Source organism: Microcoleus sp. C2D2 (genome assembly GCF_036702495.1).
In the GTDB taxonomy this organism is placed as follows: domain Bacteria; phylum Cyanobacteriota; class Cyanobacteriia; order Cyanobacteriales; family Microcoleaceae; genus Microcoleus.
In genome coordinates this window covers 1-21758 of sequence record NZ_JAUBTO010000064.1, presented here as the reverse complement: position 1 = coordinate 21758, position 21758 = coordinate 1, and the positions used below count along the sequence as shown (strand labels likewise).

At 46.1% G+C, this 21758-nt stretch carries 15 protein-coding genes, 1 pseudogene and 1 CRISPR repeat array; of the genes and pseudogenes, 5 read left to right on the top strand and 11 right to left on the bottom strand.

Features of this window, described 5'->3' with window-relative positions:
* Positions 1–91 precede the first annotated feature (91 nt).
* A CRISPR array of direct repeats spans positions 92–2674; the repeat unit is 37 nt; unit sequence ATCGCAATTAACCTAACTCCCTATTAGGGATTGAAAC.
* A 51-nt stretch (positions 2675–2725) separates the two neighbouring features.
* Positions 2726–3826 carry a precorrin-8X methylmutase gene (locus QUB61_RS20560; RefSeq protein WP_333124668.1) on the bottom strand — a complete coding sequence of 367 codons (1101 nt, stop codon included), beginning with the start codon at positions 3824–3826 and terminating at the stop codon, positions 2726–2728.
* Between the two features lie 161 nt (positions 3827–3987).
* On the opposite strand from QUB61_RS20560, the gene QUB61_RS20555 reads away from it, so the two are divergent.
* Together QUB61_RS20555 and QUB61_RS20550 are read left to right on the top strand one after the other, a co-directional pair.
* The gene (locus tag QUB61_RS20555; protein ID WP_333124665.1) at positions 3988–5901 is read left to right on the top strand and encodes a heavy metal translocating P-type ATPase; all 1914 of its coding nucleotides are present in this window, start codon (positions 3988–3990) and stop codon (positions 5899–5901) included.
* A 316-nt stretch (positions 5902–6217) separates the two neighbouring features.
* Complete coding sequence (locus QUB61_RS20550) at positions 6218–8284, top strand: elongation factor G (protein ID WP_333124717.1); 2067 nt, start codon at positions 6218–6220, stop codon at positions 8282–8284.
* Positions 8285–8520: 236 nt separating this feature from the next.
* Here QUB61_RS20550 and QUB61_RS20545 read toward each other — a convergent pair whose 3' ends face one another.
* The 5 genes from QUB61_RS20545 to QUB61_RS20525 form a co-directional block, all read right to left on the bottom strand.
* Positions 8521–8910, bottom strand: coding sequence for a HEPN domain-containing protein (locus QUB61_RS20545; RefSeq protein ID WP_333124663.1), 390 nt, complete (start codon positions 8908–8910; stop codon positions 8521–8523).
* Complete coding sequence (locus tag QUB61_RS20540) at positions 8907–9572, bottom strand: hypothetical protein (protein ID WP_333124660.1); 666 nt, start codon at positions 9570–9572, stop codon at positions 8907–8909. Before QUB61_RS20540 ends, QUB61_RS20545 begins: the two co-directional genes overlap by 4 nt.
* 20 nt (positions 9573–9592) lie before the next feature.
* Positions 9593–11698: a CHAT domain-containing tetratricopeptide repeat protein gene (locus tag QUB61_RS20535; protein ID WP_333190093.1), complete on the bottom strand. Its 2106-nt coding sequence runs from the start codon at positions 11696–11698 to the stop codon at positions 9593–9595.
* A gap of 11 nt (positions 11699–11709) precedes the next feature.
* Positions 11710–12141 (bottom strand): hypothetical protein, encoded by a 432-nt coding sequence (locus QUB61_RS20530; RefSeq protein WP_333124656.1) that lies wholly within the window; start codon positions 12139–12141, stop codon positions 11710–11712.
* Between the two features lie 340 nt (positions 12142–12481).
* Positions 12482–13198: a Uma2 family endonuclease gene (locus QUB61_RS20525; protein ID WP_333124653.1), complete on the bottom strand. Its 717-nt coding sequence runs from the start codon at positions 13196–13198 to the stop codon at positions 12482–12484.
* A 142-nt stretch (positions 13199–13340) separates the two neighbouring features.
* Between QUB61_RS20525 and QUB61_RS20520 the strand changes: the two genes are divergently transcribed.
* The gene (locus QUB61_RS20520) at positions 13341–13517 is read left to right on the top strand and encodes a hypothetical protein (protein ID WP_333124652.1); all 177 of its coding nucleotides are present in this window, start codon (positions 13341–13343) and stop codon (positions 13515–13517) included.
* A gap of 18 nt (positions 13518–13535) precedes the next feature.
* Here the strand turns inward: QUB61_RS20520 and QUB61_RS20515 are convergent, their stop codons facing one another.
* Positions 13536–14630: a Get3/ArsA fold putative tail anchor-mediating ATPase NosAFP gene (locus QUB61_RS20515; protein ID WP_333124649.1), complete on the bottom strand. Its 1095-nt coding sequence runs from the start codon at positions 14628–14630 to the stop codon at positions 13536–13538.
* Between the two features lie 241 nt (positions 14631–14871).
* Positions 14872–15072, bottom strand: a complete 201-nt coding sequence (gene petP, locus QUB61_RS20510; protein ID WP_333124647.1) for a cytochrome b6f subunit PetP — start codon at positions 15070–15072, stop codon at positions 14872–14874.
* A gap of 670 nt (positions 15073–15742) precedes the next feature.
* Between petP and QUB61_RS20505 the strand changes: the two genes are divergently transcribed.
* Together QUB61_RS20505 and QUB61_RS20500 are read left to right on the top strand one after the other, a co-directional pair.
* Positions 15743–16849: a FecR domain-containing protein gene (locus QUB61_RS20505; protein WP_333124644.1), complete on the top strand. Its 1107-nt coding sequence runs from the start codon at positions 15743–15745 to the stop codon at positions 16847–16849.
* Between the two features lie 235 nt (positions 16850–17084).
* A complete protein-coding gene (locus QUB61_RS20500) occupies positions 17085–18899 on the top strand; it encodes an adenylate/guanylate cyclase domain-containing protein (protein WP_333124641.1) in 1815 nt (604 codons plus the stop codon).
* A gap of 633 nt (positions 18900–19532) precedes the next feature.
* Here the strand turns inward: QUB61_RS20500 and glsA are convergent.
* From glsA to QUB61_RS20485, 3 genes and pseudogenes are all read right to left on the bottom strand, one after another.
* Positions 19533–20459, bottom strand: a complete 927-nt coding sequence (gene glsA, locus QUB61_RS20495; protein WP_333124638.1) for a glutaminase A — start codon at positions 20457–20459, stop codon at positions 19533–19535.
* 463 nt (positions 20460–20922) lie between these two features.
* Positions 20923–21522, bottom strand: a complete 600-nt coding sequence (locus QUB61_RS20490) for an RNA-guided endonuclease TnpB family protein (RefSeq protein WP_333124714.1) — start codon at positions 21520–21522, stop codon at positions 20923–20925.
* Positions 21506–21758, bottom strand: a pseudogene (locus tag QUB61_RS20485) (hypothetical protein); the annotation flags it as partial. The pseudogene QUB61_RS20485 and the gene QUB61_RS20490, both read right to left, overlap by 17 nt.

Sequence of the window (21758 nt, the reverse complement as noted above, 5' to 3'; positions counted from 1 at the left end):
TGACAAGTGGAAGGCCCAAATGATACTTTTGTTTTACGCAGACGCAACTGAACCTTGAAAACTAAATACAGCAATGCTTCTGGAACGGGCGATCGCAATTAACCTAACTCCCTATTAGGGATTGAAACGCACCATAACACTGCATCTGGTGTCCGTTGTTTATCGCAATTAACCTAACTCCCTATTAGGGATTGAAACGCGGAAAATTTAGAAGAAACGCTGGACTTCAGGACATCGCAATTAACCTAACTCCCTATTAGGGATTGAAACCCACTCCCTAATGCTTTTGGTGGTGATTTTGCGCATCGCAATTAACCTAACTCCCTATTAGGGATTGAAACGAGAACATAAAGCTGCTTTCGGAGTTCACCAGCTTATCGCAATTAACCTAACTCCCTATTAGGGATTGAAACGCGACCGTATCTACAATCTCAGGGACAATTTCAGACTAATCGCAATTAACCTAACTCCCTATTAGGGATTGAAACACACGCGCTAAAAGCATTAAAAATGCTGCAAAAGATCGCAATTAACCTAACTCCCTATTAGGGATTGAAACAAATATTGTTGTTGTGAGCTTATGACTCCTCAAATCGCAATTAACCTAACTCCCTATTAGGGATTGAAACCTAAAAGAGAGAATCCAAAAGTCAATCCGCCCGAAAATCGCAATTAACCTAACTCCCTATTAGGGATTGAAACAATTGTTTTGCCCCCCAACACTGCCCGAAGACCTTATCGCAATTAACCTAACTCCCTATTAGGGATTGAAACGGGCAATTGCTTCTACTAATTGCAGCGTTTTGTTGATCGCAATTAACCTAACTCCCTATTAGGGATTGAAACACAGTTGATGGGAGCAAAAGCTCAGTACCAAACAAATCGCAATTAACCTAACTCCCTATTAGGGATTGAAACATTGGTAGAACGATCCAAGTACCAGCTTGCGCGGCTGCAAATCGCAATTAACCTAACTCCCTATTAGGGATTGAAACGCAAGGATGGCGAGAATTTAGGGTGTTGTGCGAATCGCAATTAACCTAACTCCCTATTAGGGATTGAAACAATTTTCTTGAGGCTGCATATCTAGCATAGTTCGCTAGAATCGCAATTAACCTAACTCCCTATTAGGGATTGAAACAGAAACTGACTTTTTTGTAACCTTGCGGTGACTCATCGCAATTAACCTAACTCCCTATTAGGGATTGAAACGCAACGGGCGCTAGTTCGTGCAGCCCAAATGTTGAATCGCAATTAACCTAACTCCCTATTAGGGATTGAAACAAGCTGGCGCACCTTTATCTTTAATTAAAAGGTTGTATCGCAATTAACCTAACTCCCTATTAGGGATTGAAACTTGTCGATGACTATATTGCCAGAGCCTTTGTTCAATCGCAATTAACCTAACTCCCTATTAGGGATTGAAACTTAAGTACGGAAATTCTCGTAGTCACCGTTACTTTATCGCAATTAACCTAACTCCCTATTAGGGATTGAAACTTTTCAAGTCCCCCTATACAGTAGACGTAATCGAATCGCAATTAACCTAACTCCCTATTAGGGATTGAAACAAACCCGCGATACTGCTTCCATAGGCGAGTGTGTTCGAGCCGCAATTAACCTAACTCCCTATTAGGGATTGAAACGAGTGCGATCCCTTTGACTTCAAATTATCCGAAAAGCCGCAATTAACCTAACTCCCTATTAGGGATTGAAACCGATCCCGGTAACTTGCGACCAAGTATCGCCTCGGGCCGCAATTAACCTAACTCCCTATTAGGGATTGAAACGAAATCCGGCCAGTGGGGCTCGGTTTCGTACAGAAAGCCGCAATTAACCTAACTCCCTATTAGGGATTGAAACCGGGAGTTTGCCGCCAAATATTTCAAGGGCGATCTAGCCGCAATTAACCTAACTCCCTATTAGGGATTGAAACGTAGAATTTGTCGGCTTTGATGATTCTGTTGGGCCGCAATTAACCTAACTCCCTATTAGGGATTGAAACTTGCCAGTGTTTCCAGAACAGACCGCAGGAAGTCTTGCCGCAATTAACCTAACTCCCTATTAGGGATTGAAACTTGTTAAAAGCATCAAGCAGATCTGTAAGCACCTTAATAGCCGCAATTAACCTAACTCCCTATTAGGGATTGAAACCGAAGCTTTCACCTCGGTTGAATCTGGTCGTGGAGTGCCGCAATTAACCTAACTCCCTATTAGGGATTGAAACAAAAGTCAAATTAGGTGGGGCTTGTCCGGCATAAAACAAGCCGCAATTAACCTAACTCCCTATTAGGGATTGAAACAGAGATGCAACAATAAAGCAATATTTGTACCCGGTAGGCCGCAATTAACCTAACTCCCTATTAGGGATTGAAACACGTAGTAAACATAGGCAATGCGGAACCGACGCAAACCGCCGCAATTAACCTAACTCCCTATTAGGGATTGAAACATTTTCTTGAGCCGGGAGCGACCCGGTAATCCGCGGCCGCAATTAACCTAACTCCCTATTAGGGATTGAAACTTGTTTCCAAATATGGGTTATCAGAAGGGTTTAAAGGCCGCAATTAACCTAACTCCCTATTAGGGATTGAAACCTAAATTAGATTCTCCCGGCACTGCTTGAATGCGAGTAAAGCCGCAATTAACCTAACTCCCTATCAGGGATTCAAACCTCTGAAAGAGCAAAATACAAATTAAGCCACAATTAACCTAAATTTCATCTTCACTTAAGATGACAATGACAATTCGGCTTTTCAATCAAAGACTCAACCAAAGCATTCAAAGCAACCGCCGCCAACAACCCGCCGCCAAAAGTTCCCAGAGTCGTAATATAAGCAACGCCCGATCGCACTAACCGCCGTTTCGCCACCGGAGAATGACTAAAACCGATCGGCATTCCAATTACCAAAGCCGGTTCCAGTTGCCCGCTCTCGATCGCCTCGCAAACCGCCATCAGCACAGACGGCGCATATCCTATCACCAATATACATCCTTTTTCCAGTTTCAACAACTTTTCAAACCACTCACCCCGCCGCCAGAATTCCTGTTCCGCTTCCGCCGCAGCATTGATGTGCGGGTCATCAATTAAAGTTGCAATACTTGTTCCCAAATGCGCCAATCTAGTTCGATCCAAAGCAGCAAAAACAGGCGGCACATCAGCCACAATTTGACACTGATTTTTCAAAGCTTCCCGCGCCGATTTAATCGCCGTTGCGCTCAACTTCACAAACGGCAGCAGCGAACAATCTCCGCAGGCTAACACCAGTTTAGAAAGCAAGTCTACCTCAATTTCCGAGCGATCGGCCAAATCCGGCAACAAATGCTGCAACGACTCCCCAAAAACCTCCGGGTGAGTGTGCGCCCCCGCATCCCAACCCTCCCAAAGTTGTTCCAACTCATCCAACCCCCCCTCACTTTCCGCCTGCAACAGCCTTAATTGCGCCAATGCGTCCGCTTGCACCGCTTGACAGGAAATATCCCGCCCCAGCAATCCTTCCAGCGCCGAAGCCGTTTCTCTGAGGCGAACAATTTGCTGAATAACCGACAGATATTGCCGTTGCAGAGTCGCCATCAGCGCGTCAGGGGAAGCATCCGCGTCAGTTTCTAAGAGTTTGCGGATGTGAGACAGTTGAAAGCCTTGCTGCTTGAGTGCCACTATTCTTTGCAGTCTTTGCACGTCGCTGCGGGTGTACAGTCTGTAGTTAGAGGTCGATCGCACCGCCGGAGATAGCAGCCCCAAAGCGTGATAATGTCGCACCATCCGAGGGGTAATTGTGCCTTTTACCGCTTCTGTAAGTTGTTTGATTGTCAGGTATTCTTGCATGGGATTTTTTAACCGCAGATATGGGCGGATAAACGCGGATGGACGCAGATGGGTATGCAGCGTTATTGAGTTTTGTAATTTTTTTTGGTTTTACTCTTGACATTGACATTAATGTCAAGGTTTAGGCTACAGGAGTCATTCTACCAAATCAAGCTTTACAAATGATTTCTAATTCTTTGTCAATTTCTCGCATCTCCCAGTTAGCAGAAGAACATCCAGATGCTGTGACTGCCGCCCTGTGCGGAATTCTAGTAATCTTGGGTTCGCTAGCGCTGCAATTCGGCTGGCTGGGTTTAGCCGTGTTAATTTTGCCCGCAGCTTATGTTATCGGCGGCTATTCCAGCACCCGCGAAGGCTTAACTACGCTTTTTCAAGAACGCGAATTAGATGTAGATTTGTTAATGATTGTCGCTGCTTTGGGCGCGGCCGGTTTGGGGCTGTGGCGGCAAGAATATCATTTAATTGTTGACGGTGCGGTGCTGATTTTAATCTTTGCAATTAGCGGCGCGCTTGAAGGTTATGCTATGCAGCGGACTGAACGCAGCATCCGCAGTTTGATGAGTTTGACTGCGGATACTGCTAGGGTGGTAATGTACGGCGGGGAACGCGAAGTTGCGATCGACAAATTGGAAATTGGCGATTACATTTTAGTCAAGCCCGGAGAAATCATCCCCACTGATGCGATAATTATTGAAGGCTACAGTGCGATCGATCAAGCCTCGATTACCGGCGAGTCGATGCCCGTGGAGAAAACCAGCGGTGATGAAGTCTATGCAGGTACAATTAACGGTGTCGGCGCGCTGAAACTCGAAGTTCATAAAACTCCAGAAAGCAGCTTGATTCAGCGAGTGATTCGGCTGGTTCAAGAAGCGCAAACAGCAGCGCCGCCTTCTCAAATGTTTGTGGAAAAATTCGAGCGCGGATATGCCAAATTAATTGTCGGTTTAGGCTTGCTGCTGGCAACTTTGCCGCCCTTTGTTTTGGGCTGGAATTGGGAAGAGACAATCTATCGGGCGCTGATTTTCCTAGTAGTCGCATCCCCCTGCGCGCTGATGGCTTCGATTATGCCGGCGCTGCTTTCGGGAATTGCTAACGGGGCAAGACAGGGGATTTTGTTTAAAAGTGGCGCGCAATTAGAGATGATTGGTAAAGTCAGGGCGATCGCCTTTGACAAAACCGGGACTCTCACCACGGGAAAACCTGAAGTTATCCAAATTGTACCAGCAGCCGGATATACTGAAACAGAAGTTCTGCAATTGGCTGCCGCCCTAGAAGCTCATTCCGAACACGCGATCGCCTCTTCAATTGTCAGCGCTGCCCAGCAGCAACAGTTACAATTGTCAACCGCTACCGATGTACAAGCAAAAATCGGTCAAGGAATAGTCGGCAAAGTCAACAATCAAATCATTGCCATTGGTAAAGCCGAATTTGTCGAAGCAACTTCCGAATTAGCTCAAATCAGCCAGCAGTTGCAAGCCGAAGGTAAAACAGTTGTTTGGGTGGCAAAAGGCGAGCTGCTTTTGGGAATCATTGCAGTAGCAGATACCCTCCGCCCCGAAGCAGCAGCAACGGTAAAACGCTTGCAAAATTTAGGCGTAGAACATATAATTATGCTAACCGGCGACAACGAGCAAACAGCTCAACACATCGCCCGTCAATTAGGCATCAAAGAAGTGTACGCCGAACTTTTGCCAGAAGACAAAGTGCAGGCAATTAAACAACTGCAAACCCAGTATCAAACGGTAGCAATGGTAGGAGACGGCATCAACGACGCCCCCGCCCTCGCTCAAGCTTCCGTGGGCATTGCGATGGGAATTTCCGGCAGCGATGTTGCTTTAGAAACTGCTGATATCGTATTAATGGCCGATAAGTTAGAGCAACTAGCTAAAGCAATTAGTTTAGGTCGCCGCGCTCAAAAAGTTGTCAAACAAAACATTGTTTTTGCACTCAGTTGCATTGTGCTGTTATTGGCAGCTAATTTTTTCGGAAATATCACCATGCCTTTCGGCGTCATCGGTCACGAAGGCTCTACAGTAATAGTAACCTTAAGCGGTTTGCGCCTCCTGAGAAATTAGACACCAAAAACCGCTAAAATCGAGGCATATCCTCTAGAAATACGTTCTCAGGCTCTTCCTGGGAACGAAAGTCTTATCTGCGTTCATCGGAGTTCATCTGCCTTCATCTGCGGTTAAAAATTCAAAAAAATATTAAGAAAAACTACAATTTGTGTTTGCCTCACTCAAAATACGCTAGCGTCAAAAGTATAGAATCATACCAAAATCTGAAATTGCTCGAAACTGCAATAAAAATTAACCTAGAAAAAGTCTAGAAAATGGTATAGAACAGATTGCACCAAGAGCAATGGAAAACAAGTTTTGTGCTGGAGGCAATATGAACGAAAAAGTCATTGGGGCCACGCGGAACGTTGCAATTGTTGGCCCTTATTTAAGCGGTAAAACCGCACTGCTCGAAAGTTTGCTGTCGGTGACAGGGACAATTACCCGCAAAGGAAACGTCAAAGATGGCAACACAATAGGTGATAGTTCGCCGGAAGCGCGCGATCGCCAAATGAGCGTAGAAGTAAACGCCGCCACCGCTGAATATGAAGGCGTCCGCTTCACATTTCTCGACTGTCCGGGCTCGATAGAATTTGTCCAAGAAACTTACAATGCGCTGATTGGTGTGGATGCGGCGATAATTGTTTGCGAACCCCAAGCCGATCGCACTTTAACCCTCGCACCCCTGTTTAAATTCCTCGACGATTGGGAAATTCCCCACCTAGTTTTCATCAACAAGATCGATCGGGCTTGTACAGACGAAACTACTTGCGGCAGCAACTTCACCGAGGTGATCGAGGCGCTCAAATCCGTTTCCAGCAGACCGATCGTACCTCACCAATATCCGATCGGCAAAAACGAACAAATCATCGGTTTTATCGACTTAGTAACCGAACAAGCTTACCACTACCATCCGGGCGCAGCCGCAGATCCCGTCCCGCTTCCAGAACACCTCAAAGCACAAGAAAGCGCAGCGCGGCAGCAAATGCTCGAAGAATTGGCGAATTTTGACGACCATTTACTCGAAGAATTGCTCGAAGAAATCAATCCCGACGCCGAAGAAATTACCCGCGATTTAAAGATGGAATTAGGCGCAGATTTAATTGTGCCAGTATTCATCGGCATCGCCGAACAAGATTTCGGCGTGCGGCCCCTGCTGGAAGCTTTGCTGAGGGAAGCGCCGACACCGGAAACTACAGCCGATCGCCGCGGCATTATACTAAGTGAAAACAAAGCTCTGGCTCAAATCCTCAAAACCTATTACACACCCCAGGGAGGCAAACTATCGTTAGTGAGAATGTGGCGGGGGACGCTGGCAGACGGAGCAATTTTGAACGGCGTTCGAGTTAACGGTTTGTACCGCTTGACCGGCCAGCAAACGCAAAGTTTGCAGTCTGTCAGCGCCGGGGAAATTGTGGCTTTGGGAAGGCTAGAAGGCGTGAAAACAGGCGATACGCTGGCGCTAGACCGATCGGAAGAATTGCCAAAAGCCGAAATCATCCCGCCTGTATACGCACTGGCGATCGTCCCAGAAAAGCGCAACGATGAAGTTAAGCTGAGCTCGGCTTTAGCTAAATTGCTAGAAGAAGACCCATCTTTAGTCTGGGAACAGCACGGCGACACTCACGAAATTATACTTTGGGGTCAAGGCGAAATCCACCTGAAAGTAGCCTTAGACAGGTTGCGCCGCAAGTATAACTTGCCGATGGTAACTCACTTACCGCAAGTGCCGTACAAAGAAACCATCCGCAAACCAGCATCTTCCATCCACGGGCGCTACAAACACCAAAGCGGCGGGCACGGACAGTTTGGCGACGTGTACCTCGACATTCAACCGCAGCCTCGCGGAGAAGGTTTCACCTTTAGCGACAAAATAGTCGGCGGCGTCGTCCCAAAACAGTACATTCCCGGCGTGGAAGTGGGAGTGCGCGAGTATTTGGACCGCGGCCCGCTGGGTTTCCCCGTGGTAGACGTAGCGGTGACGCTGACGAACGGTTCCTACCATTCTGTGGACAGTTCCGAACAAGCTTTCAAGCAAGCGGCGCGTTTGGCGATGCAGGAGGGAATGGCGAAGTGCGAACCGGCATTGCTGGAGCCGATCGCCAAAGTTGAAATTTGCGCTCCGAACGAGTGTACATCAAAGGTGTTGCAGTTGGTCAGCGGACACCGCGGCCAAATTCTCGGCTACGAAGGTAAAAAAGGCTGGAAGGGATGGGATGCAGTTTCTGCTTATTTGCCGATCGCAGAAATGCAGAATTTGATCGTAGAATTGCGATCGCAGACAATGGGAGTAGGATTTTTTAATTGGGAGTTCGATCGATTGCAAGAAGTGCCGGAACCTTTAGCTAAGCGGGTTTTGCTAACGGCTGGCGGCAATGGAAACGGTAACGGTAAAAGTTAGTTAGCTGTCTTAAAAAACCCGGTTTCTTCAATAAACCGGGTTTTTGCAGGAGTTGCTATTAAAGTTTATTGGGTTCAATTCCCATTTACCTCACATCTTGCACCATTCTCAAGAACAGGCAAGATGCCTGTTCCACAAAGAGTGAATTTTCTTGTGGAACAGGCATCTTGCCTGTTCATAAAAAGCTTTTCATAAAAAGCTTATTGAGAATGGTGCAACATCTCAGATTTAGCGGATTATTGAGGTAACTTACTTAACGCTGAAATAATATTCTGAGCTAGCATTAACGCAGTTGTCGCTTGTGTGGGTAAGTTAAACATAGTATCTTCATAATCAGCGTTATTCCTCATTTTTCTCAATCGACTTAAATCTTTGCCTATCTCTATCATTGTCTGGGATTTTGATGGATTGTGAATAAATTCTTCAGCTACATATTGATGGTCATTGATATCATAAGTTTTATTGCGCGATAGTCTGGGATCTTGTTGAATGTCGCGCAGGTAATTCCGTGCTAGGCAAAACACAGAATAGTAAGCTCTACTTATAGCAGAACGCAATTTTGCTTCTTCAGTGGTTGCAGCTAGCTCTTTTGCTAAATTAAAGTATTCCTCCCAATCGAATTTCATTCCCACCCCAAGTCAATGTTTAGTATATTGTTAGGAATGACAAGACTCGCGTCTAGCCACCAAGTGCGATCGAGTTCTTTTAACTTTGCAAAAGCTTCCTCGACTTCGAGTTTGGTGTAAATGGTAATCCACAGCGATCGCCAATTTGCAATTTCTGGATCGGTTTTCACTTCCAAGCCTAATTTTTCCGTAGGAAATAGCGCTCGAATGCGATCGTAACCTTCCAGAATCAAAGGTGCGATCGCTTCTTGTTCGATGATGATTTGAAAAGTTTCTAGGGGGTTTTCAACCGCGTACAGGCTTTTGATTTTATTAAAAGATGCAATTAAATTGTCAAAGGCTTTAGCTATTTCAGAGGGATTTTCCCTTTCTTCTGGCGGCTGAGGAAAGGAAGGGCTTAAATTTGCAGCATCCGTGCTGTAAATGCTGTCACTTGTCGGCTGGTAGCGTTTGTCTTTTGGTTTTGCTTCGTACTTATCTTGTAAGTCGAGGCGTTCTTTTCTGTAAATTTCGTTCAGAGTGTTGTTTTGTTCGGCTAATTTTTCTAAAGCCAATATCTGACGACTTATATTCTCTTCCAACTCGCCAAGCTGGACAGATGAATCGAGTTTAGCTAAAGCAGCGCCAAGGGCTTGCAGCCTAATAATATCTCTTTCTTTCATAATATTCGATGGTTTGGAAGTTAGGGATTAACTTTACCAGTAATCGTAAAACCTGCCCAGTGGTAGAGATCGGCATAAGGAGGTTTGTCAGATTCAATTTTAGCACCATCTCTGCGGATTCGGTCAGCTTGGTCTCTCAAATCTTGACTGCAACCGGAATTGTCTTTCGTTATTTCAGACAATTCGAGATACCAGTTGGATAGTTCGCTGTAAGTAATAGTTCGGAGCCATTTTTGCGCTTCTTTGAGGGCTAGTGCCGGATGCAACTTATTTTGGCAACGCTGTTCGTTGAGAATTTGATAGAATCGAATCATCATTAAAGCGCTAGATATCTCATCAACTATCCAAAGAGTGCTGAGGGCGTAAACAGCACCCGCAGCTAAAAAGCTGCTGGCTAAACCGACAAATTCATCTATCAGTTCTTCTTGTCCTGTTATGCCGGTTTCGCAAGCGGAAAGGCAGACTAGATAATAGCTTTTCAAATCGAATTTGGCGATTTCTTCTGAAGTTAGAGGCTGTTTGTTTTTCAGGATTAGCGCTGACTGGGACGGCTGTTCTGTGTTGTGGTAGGCGTGACCTGTAAAATGGAATATGTCAGCAGCTTGTTGCAGAGCTTCTTTAAGATTGTGTGTGGTAGCTTGTGAACTGGAGATGGTATTGCAGTTAATGTGAAAATTTGCGATCGCCGGCGCTTCTATTTCAGCAAAAAGTAATGGATCTGGGCTTTCTACCAACAGCAGAGACATTGAAGGTGAGGGTTTTCTGTCTAGTCTGTCTATCCCTGCTTGGATGCTGGGCAGATAAGTGATAGTGAAAAGATTATCGGAGAATAAAAAGTGCAGTGGCAGCAGGTACAAGTCGCGGTGGGGAATTAAGAGTAAGTATTGGATATTGGTGAGGTGCGTACAAATTTCGGGAATTTTGAGGATGTCAGCCAGTTTTTGCAATTGCGCTGTCATTGACTCGCGCCAGGGATGGGATTCTTTGCTTTGCTGTTTGCTGGTAGTTTTGCCGTAATTTTGATAGCTGGTTTTCCACTCTTTCAGCCATTTTTCTAAACTCTGACTGTTGTCCTTTGGGAATAAGTCGCACAGAGGTGTGCAGATGACTTCAAACTTTTCTAGGGTAATGATAAAAGCAGTCAGGGAAACTGGGCTGAGATGCCAGTAAATAATCGCCGTTTCGGTGTTGTTTGCCAGTAAGTCTCGGATTTGGGGATAAGTCGGGCTTTCGGTGCGGCTTTGCCAACCTGCGCGCATCCATTGCAGGCAAAAGTTTTTTCGCAATTCGGCTTTTTGCAGTGCTTTTACCTTGTCGCCAGACTCGACGAGGGTATCGACTTCTAGCTGGTAAAGTCCGGCAAACTTGCGCTGGAGTCGCTGTTTGATTTCCGGGTGAGTTTTATTGTCTAAAATTAATTGTTCTAGCAGGATAGTAGCTTTGTTAAGGTACTCGCTGGTTTTTGTATCTCCCAAGCTGCGGCAGACGGTAATTAAGTCTTGCATTACTTCTAAATAAGTTTCGGGGATGAGGGGTGATTCCAATAATTCGCGGGCTTGTTCGTAGCTGGCTTTGGCTTTGTGGAAAGATTCGCAATAAGTGGCTGTTTGTTTACCGTGTTCGTAATGTGCCTTGCCTTTTCGGTGGTGCAATTTGCCGCAAGCGAGGTGATAGTCGTTGTTGCTGCGCCGATATTTCTCTAAGCCTTCATCCCAGTTTTGAATAGCTTCAATGTAGCACCCGGAGTATAAAAATGCCAAACCTCGATAGTCCCAAGCTTGCCACAATTGATCGTCTTTAATTTCTAAAGCTTTATCGAAGGATGCGATCGCCTCACTGTATCGCTTCAAATGATTTAAGGCAATGCCCTTCCCGTTCCAAGCCCAGTGGAATTTGGGTTTAATTTCTAAGCATTTCTTGAAGGCTGCGATCGCCTCACTGTATCGCCCCAAATAATTTAGGGTAATGCCCTTCCCGTTCCAGGCGCAGTGGAATTTTGGGTCAATTTCTAAGGCTTTATCGTAGGCGGCTATCGCCTCTTCATACTGGCCTAATTTTGCTAGTTCCAATCCTCGATTATTATACCCATTTTTTTCTATTTCTTGATTGTCTGCTGAATAAGTCAAATCTTATCATCCTAAAAGTAAATAACAATATTTGCAACCAATGAATCATCCACAGAATTCGGATTCAAACTCTTCCCAGCCAACAATTGTTTGCCGATATTGCCAGCCACCTCACTGATTTTCCCGCAATTCATTTCACCAAGCCGCACCATTCGCCCACCCAATTCTAAATTCGTTTCCGGGGATACCAGCAACTTTTCTCCAAATTCTTGCAGCCATTTTTCCCACTCAGCATCTTTGATGTTGCAGGCGATTAAAAAGCCTTTAATATCCCCCCGACTCCAGCCTTGTTCAACACCCTCTAACAGTTGTAAAAATTTCTGTTCGTATTCCCCAAAAGTGCGAATCGGAGTTGGCTTTGGCGGTGGGGGTGCTCGTTTGCGGAAATGTCGCTGAAGAAGCCGCCACAGGTTGAGGATTCTTTGCCAAATTTGTCCGAGCATTGGCTGGGTTAGTGATGTGTTGTTGGAGATTGTAGCAGATTTGGCCGTTGAATGTACATTTGGTTCGTAGGGGCGGGTTCACCAACAATATATAACGATGACCAACAATCTATATAAACCCGCCCCCACCCCACGGTAAATCTGAATGTACATTTCCATTTACCGTGGGGAGAGGGCGGGTTTTCGAGATTGTTTGTTTGGGGCGATTATGGTTGGTGAAACCCGCCCCTACGAGATCGTAAATTATACGATCGCGAATCCACGAGACATGATATTAGGGAACTCAATAATTAATTGGTGTATCCGTGTCAAAATCTCTGAGAGTGCTTTCCTTCTCCTATTACAATTGATTGGGGTCGATTCCCATTTCTCGGAGTCTTAATTCTAAAGCTTGCGATCGCGATCGTTCTTGTTCCAGCAAAGTTTCTGCTTCAGTAGCACGTTCCTCTGCTTCCTGTGCCCGTGCTTCCGCCTGCTGCCGCAGTTGAGCGAGTTCGACAAAACTCACAAACGGTTCTCCCGACGGCCCGAACATTTCGAGTCCGGTTTCAGACAATCCAAAGCGCACCCCCAGTCGGGGACTAATCCAACCGTCTATTTGTTCGATCGCCTCTAACTCTTCCTCAACCCGCTGCCATCCTGTCAATTCTAAGGTTTGCGGGTCGTACAAATAGTATTCTTCCACACCGTAACGTTCGTAAAATTTGAACTTTTGAATCATTGCAGCGGGTCGATTTCCCGGCGACCAAATTTCAAACACAACTTGTGGCGGAATATTATCTTCATTCCACTGTTGATAGGAACCACGATAACCTTTTGGTCTACCAAAAACTACCATTACATCTGGAGCTTGGCAAAGTTTATTATTTCCTTCCACAGGATACCAAAGCAAGTCGCCTGCCACGAAAACATTCGGGTCATTCGCAAATAATAGTTCTGAATTTTCCTTAATCCAAACGATTAATCGGAATTGCTCAGTATTATCTGACATGGGTTCGCCGTTGTCATCGGGGTAGATAATATTTGATTTGTCGGGAGATTGCAGTTGTGTAACCATTGCTGTTTCCCCAAATTTGCTGCTAATAATATTGTATTGTAAATGATATCAATTCCGTCCTTCGTAGGGGCGGGTTTCACCAGAAATATTGGCAATCATTCAAAGGATAAATAAACCCGCCCCCGCCCCACGGCCAATCTGAATGTACATTTCGATTGTTCCTTGGGTGGGGGCGGGTTTTCGAGATTGTTTTTTTCCGGCGATTATGGTTGGTGAAACCCGCCCCTACGATCGCACAAATTATACGATCGCGAATCAGCGAGACATGATATTAGAGAACTCGATAATTCATCCGTGTATCCGTGTCAAAATCTCTTAGAGTGCCTTCTTCCTTACCCTAAAAAGAAATAATCAAGTAACCATTCAGGAACTTAGCACCAGTAACAGACTTCCCAGTTAGCGCCGGAGGCAGCAAAATATTGCGCCGCTGATCGCCCGCTTCGATCGTCACTTCCGGCCCCGATTGAATCAATTTAATTTGTTTCTTGTCAAACCCAGGCAAAAACAAACTAACTTGACGCTGTGCAATGTTTATGTTAATCGGTTTAGGAGCTTTTGCCGCGTCAGAAAAATCGGGCAAAGCATCAATTAGCGGCTGCCAATTATTGTCACTGTGCGCCGGAACCGAAACAGCCGTCAAAGGATCGAACTCGGCAGTAATAGCTTCTGTAACAGGTGCTTGATTGACAATGACACCGCCCACAGTCAAACCAACTTGTTGAGAACTTCCCCAAAGATAGCGAGCAGTTGCGATCGCGCTTGCATCCCCACTCGTCACCAAAAAAGCCGCCGTGCGGTTCGGATCTGCCAGCGCTTCCTTACCCTTATCCAAAAGATTATCGACTTGCTTAGTAGATTGAAAAGGATTATCCCCAGACAAATCCACAGTCAACACGGTACTGAAAACCGGCTGAATAAAAGGCGACAAAGCTTTACCCAAATCCGAATCTACCAAAGCTTGACGGAACCTGCGGATGTACCAACTCAAAATTTCCGGCATTCCCAGCATCCGCAGCGTATCCATGCCGCCGGTGCCGTCATAAACAATTACATCGTATTGTTTGCTGTTGTCGTATTCCCGAAGTTCGTTCAACGCCAGCGCGCTGTCCATTCCCGGTAACACCCCTAATTCTTGACCGTAAATCTGCTTGAAAAACGGAGTACGGACATATTGAGCTTCTAGTTGTTTAACTTCGTCCCACCTGCGTTCTAGCAGCGGCGCGCTTTGCACCTGAACTGCTTTGAGGTTGGGGGCGATTTCTTGGGGGTTGAGAGTCAGGGGAACCCCCAGCAGAATACCCAATGCAGGGCCCGGATCTTGGCCCAGCAGCAGAACTCGCTTGCCTTGAGCCGCATATTTTTTAGCTGTTGCGATCGCGATCGTACTGCGGCCAGTGCCGCCTTTGCCCAAAAATGTCAAAATCAAAGCCATTTTCTGTTCTCACTGCCAAAGCTTACTCTTTAACATTTAAGCGCAACCGTCAGCCACAGTGGGGAAGGGGGGAGAGTGGAGGAAGAAGAGAGTCGGTGAGTGGGTGAGTGGGAGAGGGGAAGAATTGGGAAAATTTTTCCTCTTCCTTCTTCCTTCTTCCTGACATCCGTGACATCCGTGACATCCGTTACATCCGCCCTTGCGAATCCGTTGCCGAACTTCCTTCTTCCTTCAACATCTGCTAAACGGGTTCTAGCTCATCTTCAAAGAACCAAGTCGCAAAACCCTCAAACTTGACAACCACGCCTACTCCGCTACCGTCAACCATTCTGAATCCGTCAACAGTGCCTACCGGATTCTCCTTTATCTTGCCCACTATATTTGCAGGTATCCGATCTCTGAGACGGCGCACCTTAACTCTCTGACCTACTTCTATTGCCACTGAAATTGTTCTCCTGCTCTATATAACCTATATACAACCGTCCATTTTACAGTTTGGCGTCTACTTCTCAACAGCCACACCAGCAGGCGATCGCTCGCGATGATTTTCAGAAGGAATTTCGACCCACTTTCCCTAAAAGAGGGTATTCTAGTCGGAGTTGGTCGATCGTCTACCCTGATTCCCTTGGGTTTGCCCGGCTCAGGTTCCACAGCGGCAAGCTCCACTCCCAGAGCCTGGCGCACCACTTAGATTATTATTTTTTTTCGCTTGCAAAAAGAATCTTTTTATTAATTCCCACAACTACAGGATTTATCCCCAATTAGTCATCCTTCCGGCAGAAGCCAAAAGGCATTCAGAAGCAGTAATTAACTTTATGTTTGCTATATATAAATCTTCGCTCTCTAACCTTGACATCGGCGAAAAATCATGCTGCAAAGCACTTTGAGTCTGGTTGGCCAAATTTCCCGAAGGTCAGATTTTAGTAAACAGCCATGTTGTAACAGTTTACTAAAATCTGAAAATAAAAAGAAGATTTAATGCTAAAATTTCATGCTGAGAAAGTCTATTTTTGCTGCTGTATTACGGCATAAAAAGTGGAACGATTGCTTGAGTCAGGGAGTCTAATAGAGGAAATGAAGTCAAGGAACTTCAAGATCACAAAATTGAAATTATGCATAAAAATTTTACCTGCTGGCGATCGACCAAAAATCCGCTCCTAAGTTTGTCCTTAGCGGTGTTCGCCTGTCTGCCGCTCGGTCGTGGGACGATCGCCAGTCCGCTCTCTCCATCCCCCAAACAGCAGTCGAACCCTACTAAAATTGTCTCGGTCGATCGACCGCCAGCATTGCCAACCGACTCAAAATCTCCAAAAAATCAGGCAACAGTGGCGGCGAATTCATCCCCAGCAGAGACGATAAAGGCTCAGGGAACAGGGGGCGGGCGATCGCTCGAAATCCGAGAAATTAAGGGTACAGTCACCTTTAAAGGGCGACCGGCAGTCGTGGGCGATCGGCTCCTGGCCCCCGGAGACGAAATCATCACCGGCCCCGATTCCACAGCCCGTTTAGCCATCGACAACAACACTGGCATCGTCGAACTTGCCGAAAAAACCGCAGTCAGAATATCCGAGTTGTCAAGCAGTGCAGGTGGCGAAAGAGACACAGCCATTTTTGTCAGCAGCGGGCGAGTCAGGTTGTCCGTCGGCAAAACAGCCGCCACAACTCCCGCAGCCAACACCTCAACAATTATCCTGCCGAACCAAATAGTTGCCCTAAGTACATTCAGCGGACTCGGCAAATCCAGTCAAATTGCCCAACAAACAAGTTCTGCCAGAAGTGCCCCAGTCAGAGTTGAAACCCCAGAAGGCGTTGCCGGAGTCCGCGGCACCTCCTTTGGCGTCAGCGTCGGCGCCGGCAAAACCGCAGTCGAAACTATTGAAGGTGCAGTCGCAGTATCCGGCAGCACCAACTCGGAAGTAGTTGTCAACAGCGGCAACGCCACGACAATTTTTCCTCAAACCCCGCCCGTAGCGCCCTTAGCGAGCCCTCGCGCAGCAGAACTCAAAGTCCGCCGTTTGGTGAGAGTCAGCGGCAATATCTATCGCTTCAGCGGTCAAATTAACCCGATCGACATAATTTATGTCAACAACGAAGTGATTAAGATCGATCGAAAGGGCAACTTCCAAATCCAAGGAATTTTACCTCCAAGTCGCCGCCTCAGAATCGTAGTGCGAGGCCCGTCAGTCACAGAACGGCATTACACCCTCGCAGTTCCCTAAACAACCTCTCTAAGAGTCAAGTGCGCGGGCAGTGTCTGAGGAAGTGAGTTAGATCCTAAGTCCTATCTGGGTTGATGATTCTGTGTAGGTGCGAAGCATTTCGCGGTGAATCTCGGTAGTCAAAATAAAGAAATTTTGCGCCAACCCTTCACCCTTACGGTCTTGTAAAACTTCATGGCTCGCACTTTTCTCGAAGGTCTGACCCGAATGTCAATTATTGCGTCAAATTAATGGCATGAAGTTCAAAGAAAGGCTCGATAATCTCAAAAAAAATCAACTGCTCAACCTGCGGCAATATATAATCACAAATCCTCCCTGGATGACAGGCGCCCTAGCAGGTCTAATGTCTGTAGCCATGCTGCAATTGGGAATGTGGAAACCCCTTGAATATTTGGGATACAACACGCTATTTCAAATTCGAGAATCGGGAATTTGGCCAAATCCGGGATGGGATCAGAGAATTGCGGTAATTGCGATCGAACGGCATTCCTTGCAGGAATACGGTCAATTTCCTTGGCCCCGCAACCGCTACGCCGAACTGTTGGCGGCCCTAAAAAAATCTCCCCCCACAGCAGTAGGTTTCGACATTCTTTTCCTCGATCCGAGTCCGAAAGATGATCTTTTAGCCGCTGCAATCGCCGCCAACGGCAAAGTTGTACTCGCGGGCACCATCAAAGAAGAACCCGTAGCATCTTTTAAAGCAGCAGCAGCAGGTGTCGGCCACATCGCCCACGAAGCCGATAGCGACGGTATTAGCCGCGAGTCAAAAATCTTTCTCGACGGGATTCCTAATTTCGGTTTAGCAATGACTCACAGGTACAATGCTGCTAATCCCCAAAATCCAGTATTGCTCCCACAGTCAAAAAATAGGCAGGCAAAAAAAGTCTGGGTTAACTGGCCTGGACCAACAAAAAATCTACCCACCTATGCTTTTGTTGATGTTGTACAAGGTAGAATTCCCGCAGATGCTCTCACCAATAAGTTAGTTTTAGTGGGCATAGTTGCTACAGGTTTTGACCCGATATCTTCACCTTTAGACCGAAATACAGCCGGGGTTTATTTATATGCAGCGTTGATGGACAATTTGCTCAATCAACGCTTGCTGCAGCGGCTGCCGGTACTCGCAGAAATGTTGTTATTGTTCGGGATTGGCCCGCTTACCGGTTGGGTTCTGTGGAACCGAGGTGTTAGAGAGAGAATTGCGATCGCTCTCGGTTTGCCTATACTTTGGATTGGGGCTGCTGCTGTGCTATTTGGCTTCTTTTTTTGGTGGGTTCCGATTGCCGCACCTATCGGCACCCTCATTTTAGCTGGCACTGCTTTGCAACTGCGGGAACAGTACGAAAAGCAACAGTTGATGAGGTTATTTGAAAAGCACGTCGATCCAGAGACTGCTCAGCTTATTTGGCAACGCAAAGCTGAGATATTTGAACAGGGAGAACTCGAACCTCAAGAACTTACAGCAACCGTGCTGTTTATGGATATTCGCAGTTTTACTTCGATTTCGGAAAAAATGCCGCCGCGGGATTTGCTCAACTGGCTCAACAATTATTTGGAAGCGATGACCGACTGTATTATGGATCACGGCGGCGTTGTAGATAAATACATCGGCGATGCCATTATGGCCGTTTTTGGGGTGCCTTTTTGCCATAGCGAATATCCAGAAATTCAAAAAGATGCTTTGAATGCAGTTGCGGCTTGCATCGCCATGCACGAAAAGCTGCACGAACTTAACCAGCAGCTTAGAATTGACCGCAAACCTTTAATTAAGTTTGGCATTGGTTTGCATACCGGACAGTTAGTTGCTGGCACTGTCGGCGGTTCCCGGCGTTTGAATTATTCTGTGATCGGCGATGCTGTCAACGTTGCTGCTAGATTGGAGGCGATGAATAAGGAAATTGTTTCTGACAGTCCTTTTAATTTGTTGGTGACGGGGAGGACTTTTGCTTACGTGCGCGATCGCTACGAAGGTCAAAAAGTAGGATCGATTCAATTGCGCGGTAAAAAAGAAGAGACTGTGGTTTATGCTATTTTGGGCGAAAAGCCTTAGTCATCGGTCATTAGTCATCAGTCATTAGTCATTAGTCATTAGTCATTAGTCATCAGTCATTAGTCATTAGTCATTAGTCATTAGTCAACAGTCAACAGCCAACAGTCAACTATAATTCGGGTGTAACCGGAATTGATATCATCTCAAAAACCCACCGCAGCCCAAGGGTAAATCGAAATATACATTTTTTGTATTCGCTCACCCGTCCAGGTTGATATAGATTATTAGCGGTGTGGGGGCGGGTTTATTAAGCTTGTTTGTACTGATGAGATATTGTTGTAAGCTGTTGCGGGATTTAAATTGTATGTCAAAAAACAATAAAACTCTTGTGGCGTGGGCGTCCCGCCCGCGGAGAATATGCAATTTAAATGCGCGACAGCTTAAAACCCGCCCCTACGGAATTATATCGAAATATACATTTTTTGTATTCGCTCACCCGTCAAGGTTGATGTAGGTTATTAGCGGTGTGGGGGCGGGTTTATTAAGCTTGTTTGTAATGATGAGATATTGTCGTAAAACCCGCCCCTACGGAATTATATCGTTTCCCAATTCCCAATTCCCAATTCCCAATTCCCAATTCCCAATTCCCAATACTTCGGGGAAATTCAAGGGGGAATTTAACTGCAATCGTGTCTAATCAAATACGCTCAGCCGCAAAGCTTTAGCTATTTGTTCTAACAGAAATAAGCCTGCGACAGAATTTCCCTCTTTATCCAGGGGCGGACTGTAAAAGCCGATCGCACCCTGGCCCGGAATTACCGAAAGCATTGCCCCGCTAACTCCCGACTTGGCAGGCAGTCCCACCCGCACCGCAAAGCGGCCGGATGCTTCATACAAACCGCAAGTTGCCATCAGTGCTTTGACAGTGCGGCAGTTTTCCCAGATTGCTCGATCGCCACTATTTACCAAAACCATTCCCAGCTTAGCTAAATCCTCCACAGTTCCCGACAAACAACAGAGGCGATTGTAAGTTTCTAAAGCAATTTCAGAGTTTTGAATATAACCCGAGTCTACCATTTTTAAGGCGAGATTCCAATTATTTTCATTCGGCATTGAATTCACTGAATTGAGCATTAACTCGTCAACGAATAACTGACTTTTTGCCTGTTGATTCAGCCAAGTTCGCAAGTTTTGACAGCGCGCCACAGCATTTTGACCGGGAATCAAAGACGCTAGGGCGATCGCCCCGCTATTAATCATCGGGTTTCTCGGCTTTCCTCGGTCTATTTCGAGTTGAGTTAAGGAATTGAAAGGCAGCTCCGAAGGCTCGCAGCCAACGCACTCAAATACCCTTTTTTCGCCCAATTCGCACAGCAAATAAAGCAGCACAAAGGGCTTGACTGCGCTCATCAGCGAGAATGTTTGAGCAATGCTACCACAGCTCAAAAATTGACCGTCAATTGCCCGAATTTGCACGGCAAACCCTTGTCTGTCGGCTCGCGCAAGGAGAGGTATGTACCCGGCAATTTGACCGGATTTACTGCGATTAATTGCCTCTTTTGCCCAAGCTTCCAGTTGTTCGGGTTGCAGGCCAGATAGTTTGCTGGTGGATGTTTTCACTCTCGATTATTTAGATCCTTTGAGATTTTAGATTGGCAGTCCTGGCGCGATATTGAGTCAGAAACCCAGTTGATTAACCGAATGGCGTCACTTGGGCCCGATCGCTGGAATAAACCGGGTTTCTTCGATGAGAGTAAGTGCGATCGATCTTCAGGCTGTTGACATTTTGGCCCGCCGGGAGCCAATAAATTTATTGACAATCTTTCCTAAAAAAACCTGTACTTTGCATAAAAATCTGCCTTTCACCCAGATACATAATTAGCAGATTCAAGGCAATGCCGCTACCCAAAACAAACGATTGCTAGGTGGAAAATGCCTTCAGGTTCTTATATTTAAGCCGTTACATAAGACCTACTCACAACTACTCATAACTAGACAAATCTACTCAGTAGTATTGTGAAACTTACTTCCTGCTTCATTCTGGCGGTGTCGGCACTAACCAGTCCACAGGCACGAGCCCCCTCTAACTGACGGTTTTTGACAAATTAATCGCTGCATTTAAATCACGGTCAATAACAAAACCGCAATGACCGCATTCAAACAGTCGCTCAGAAAGTCCGAGTGTTTCTTTTTTGGTGGAGCAATTAGAGCAAGTTTTGCTGGATGGAAACCATCGGTCAACTACTACAAGTTTTGAGCCATACAACTTGCACTTGTAGGTCAATTGGCGTCGGAATTCAAAGAAACCCATATCAGCAATAGAGGCAGCCAGTTTATGCAACGCCATCATCCCGGACACATTGAGGTCTTCGATTACTACTGTGCCGTGGTTTTTGGCAAGCAATGCCGTTAACTTGTGCAACGTATTTTTGTGAATGTTAGCTATTTTTATGTGCAATCTCGCTATCTTAAGCTGTGCCTTTTTCCCATTGCGTGAGCCGATAGTTTTCTGGCGATTGAGCCACTGCATTCTTGACAACTTGGCTGCGTACTTTTTGTAGGATTTTGCTCCGACAATCACTTCACCTGTTAAAAGAGTAGCTAATGCTTTAATGCCGAGGTCAACTCCCACAATACTTGTTTGGCATGACTCTTGCTGTTCTACGTCAAATCTGAAACTGATAAACCACCTGTCCGCACTCCGGGATATTGTACAAGACGCAAGTTAATACTTGTGGCAACCTTTCGTAAGTCTTGAAAATGCCAATTACAGGAACTTGGATTTTGTTGTTACCCAAAATTTTAACTGTTCCTTCTAACGTGAAAGAGTCGCGCTGCCCTCTTTTCTTAAATCTCGGTACTCCCGCAGTCTTGTTAAAGCACCGCTTCCTTGCTTGGCGCAAAGCCATTAATGCCTGT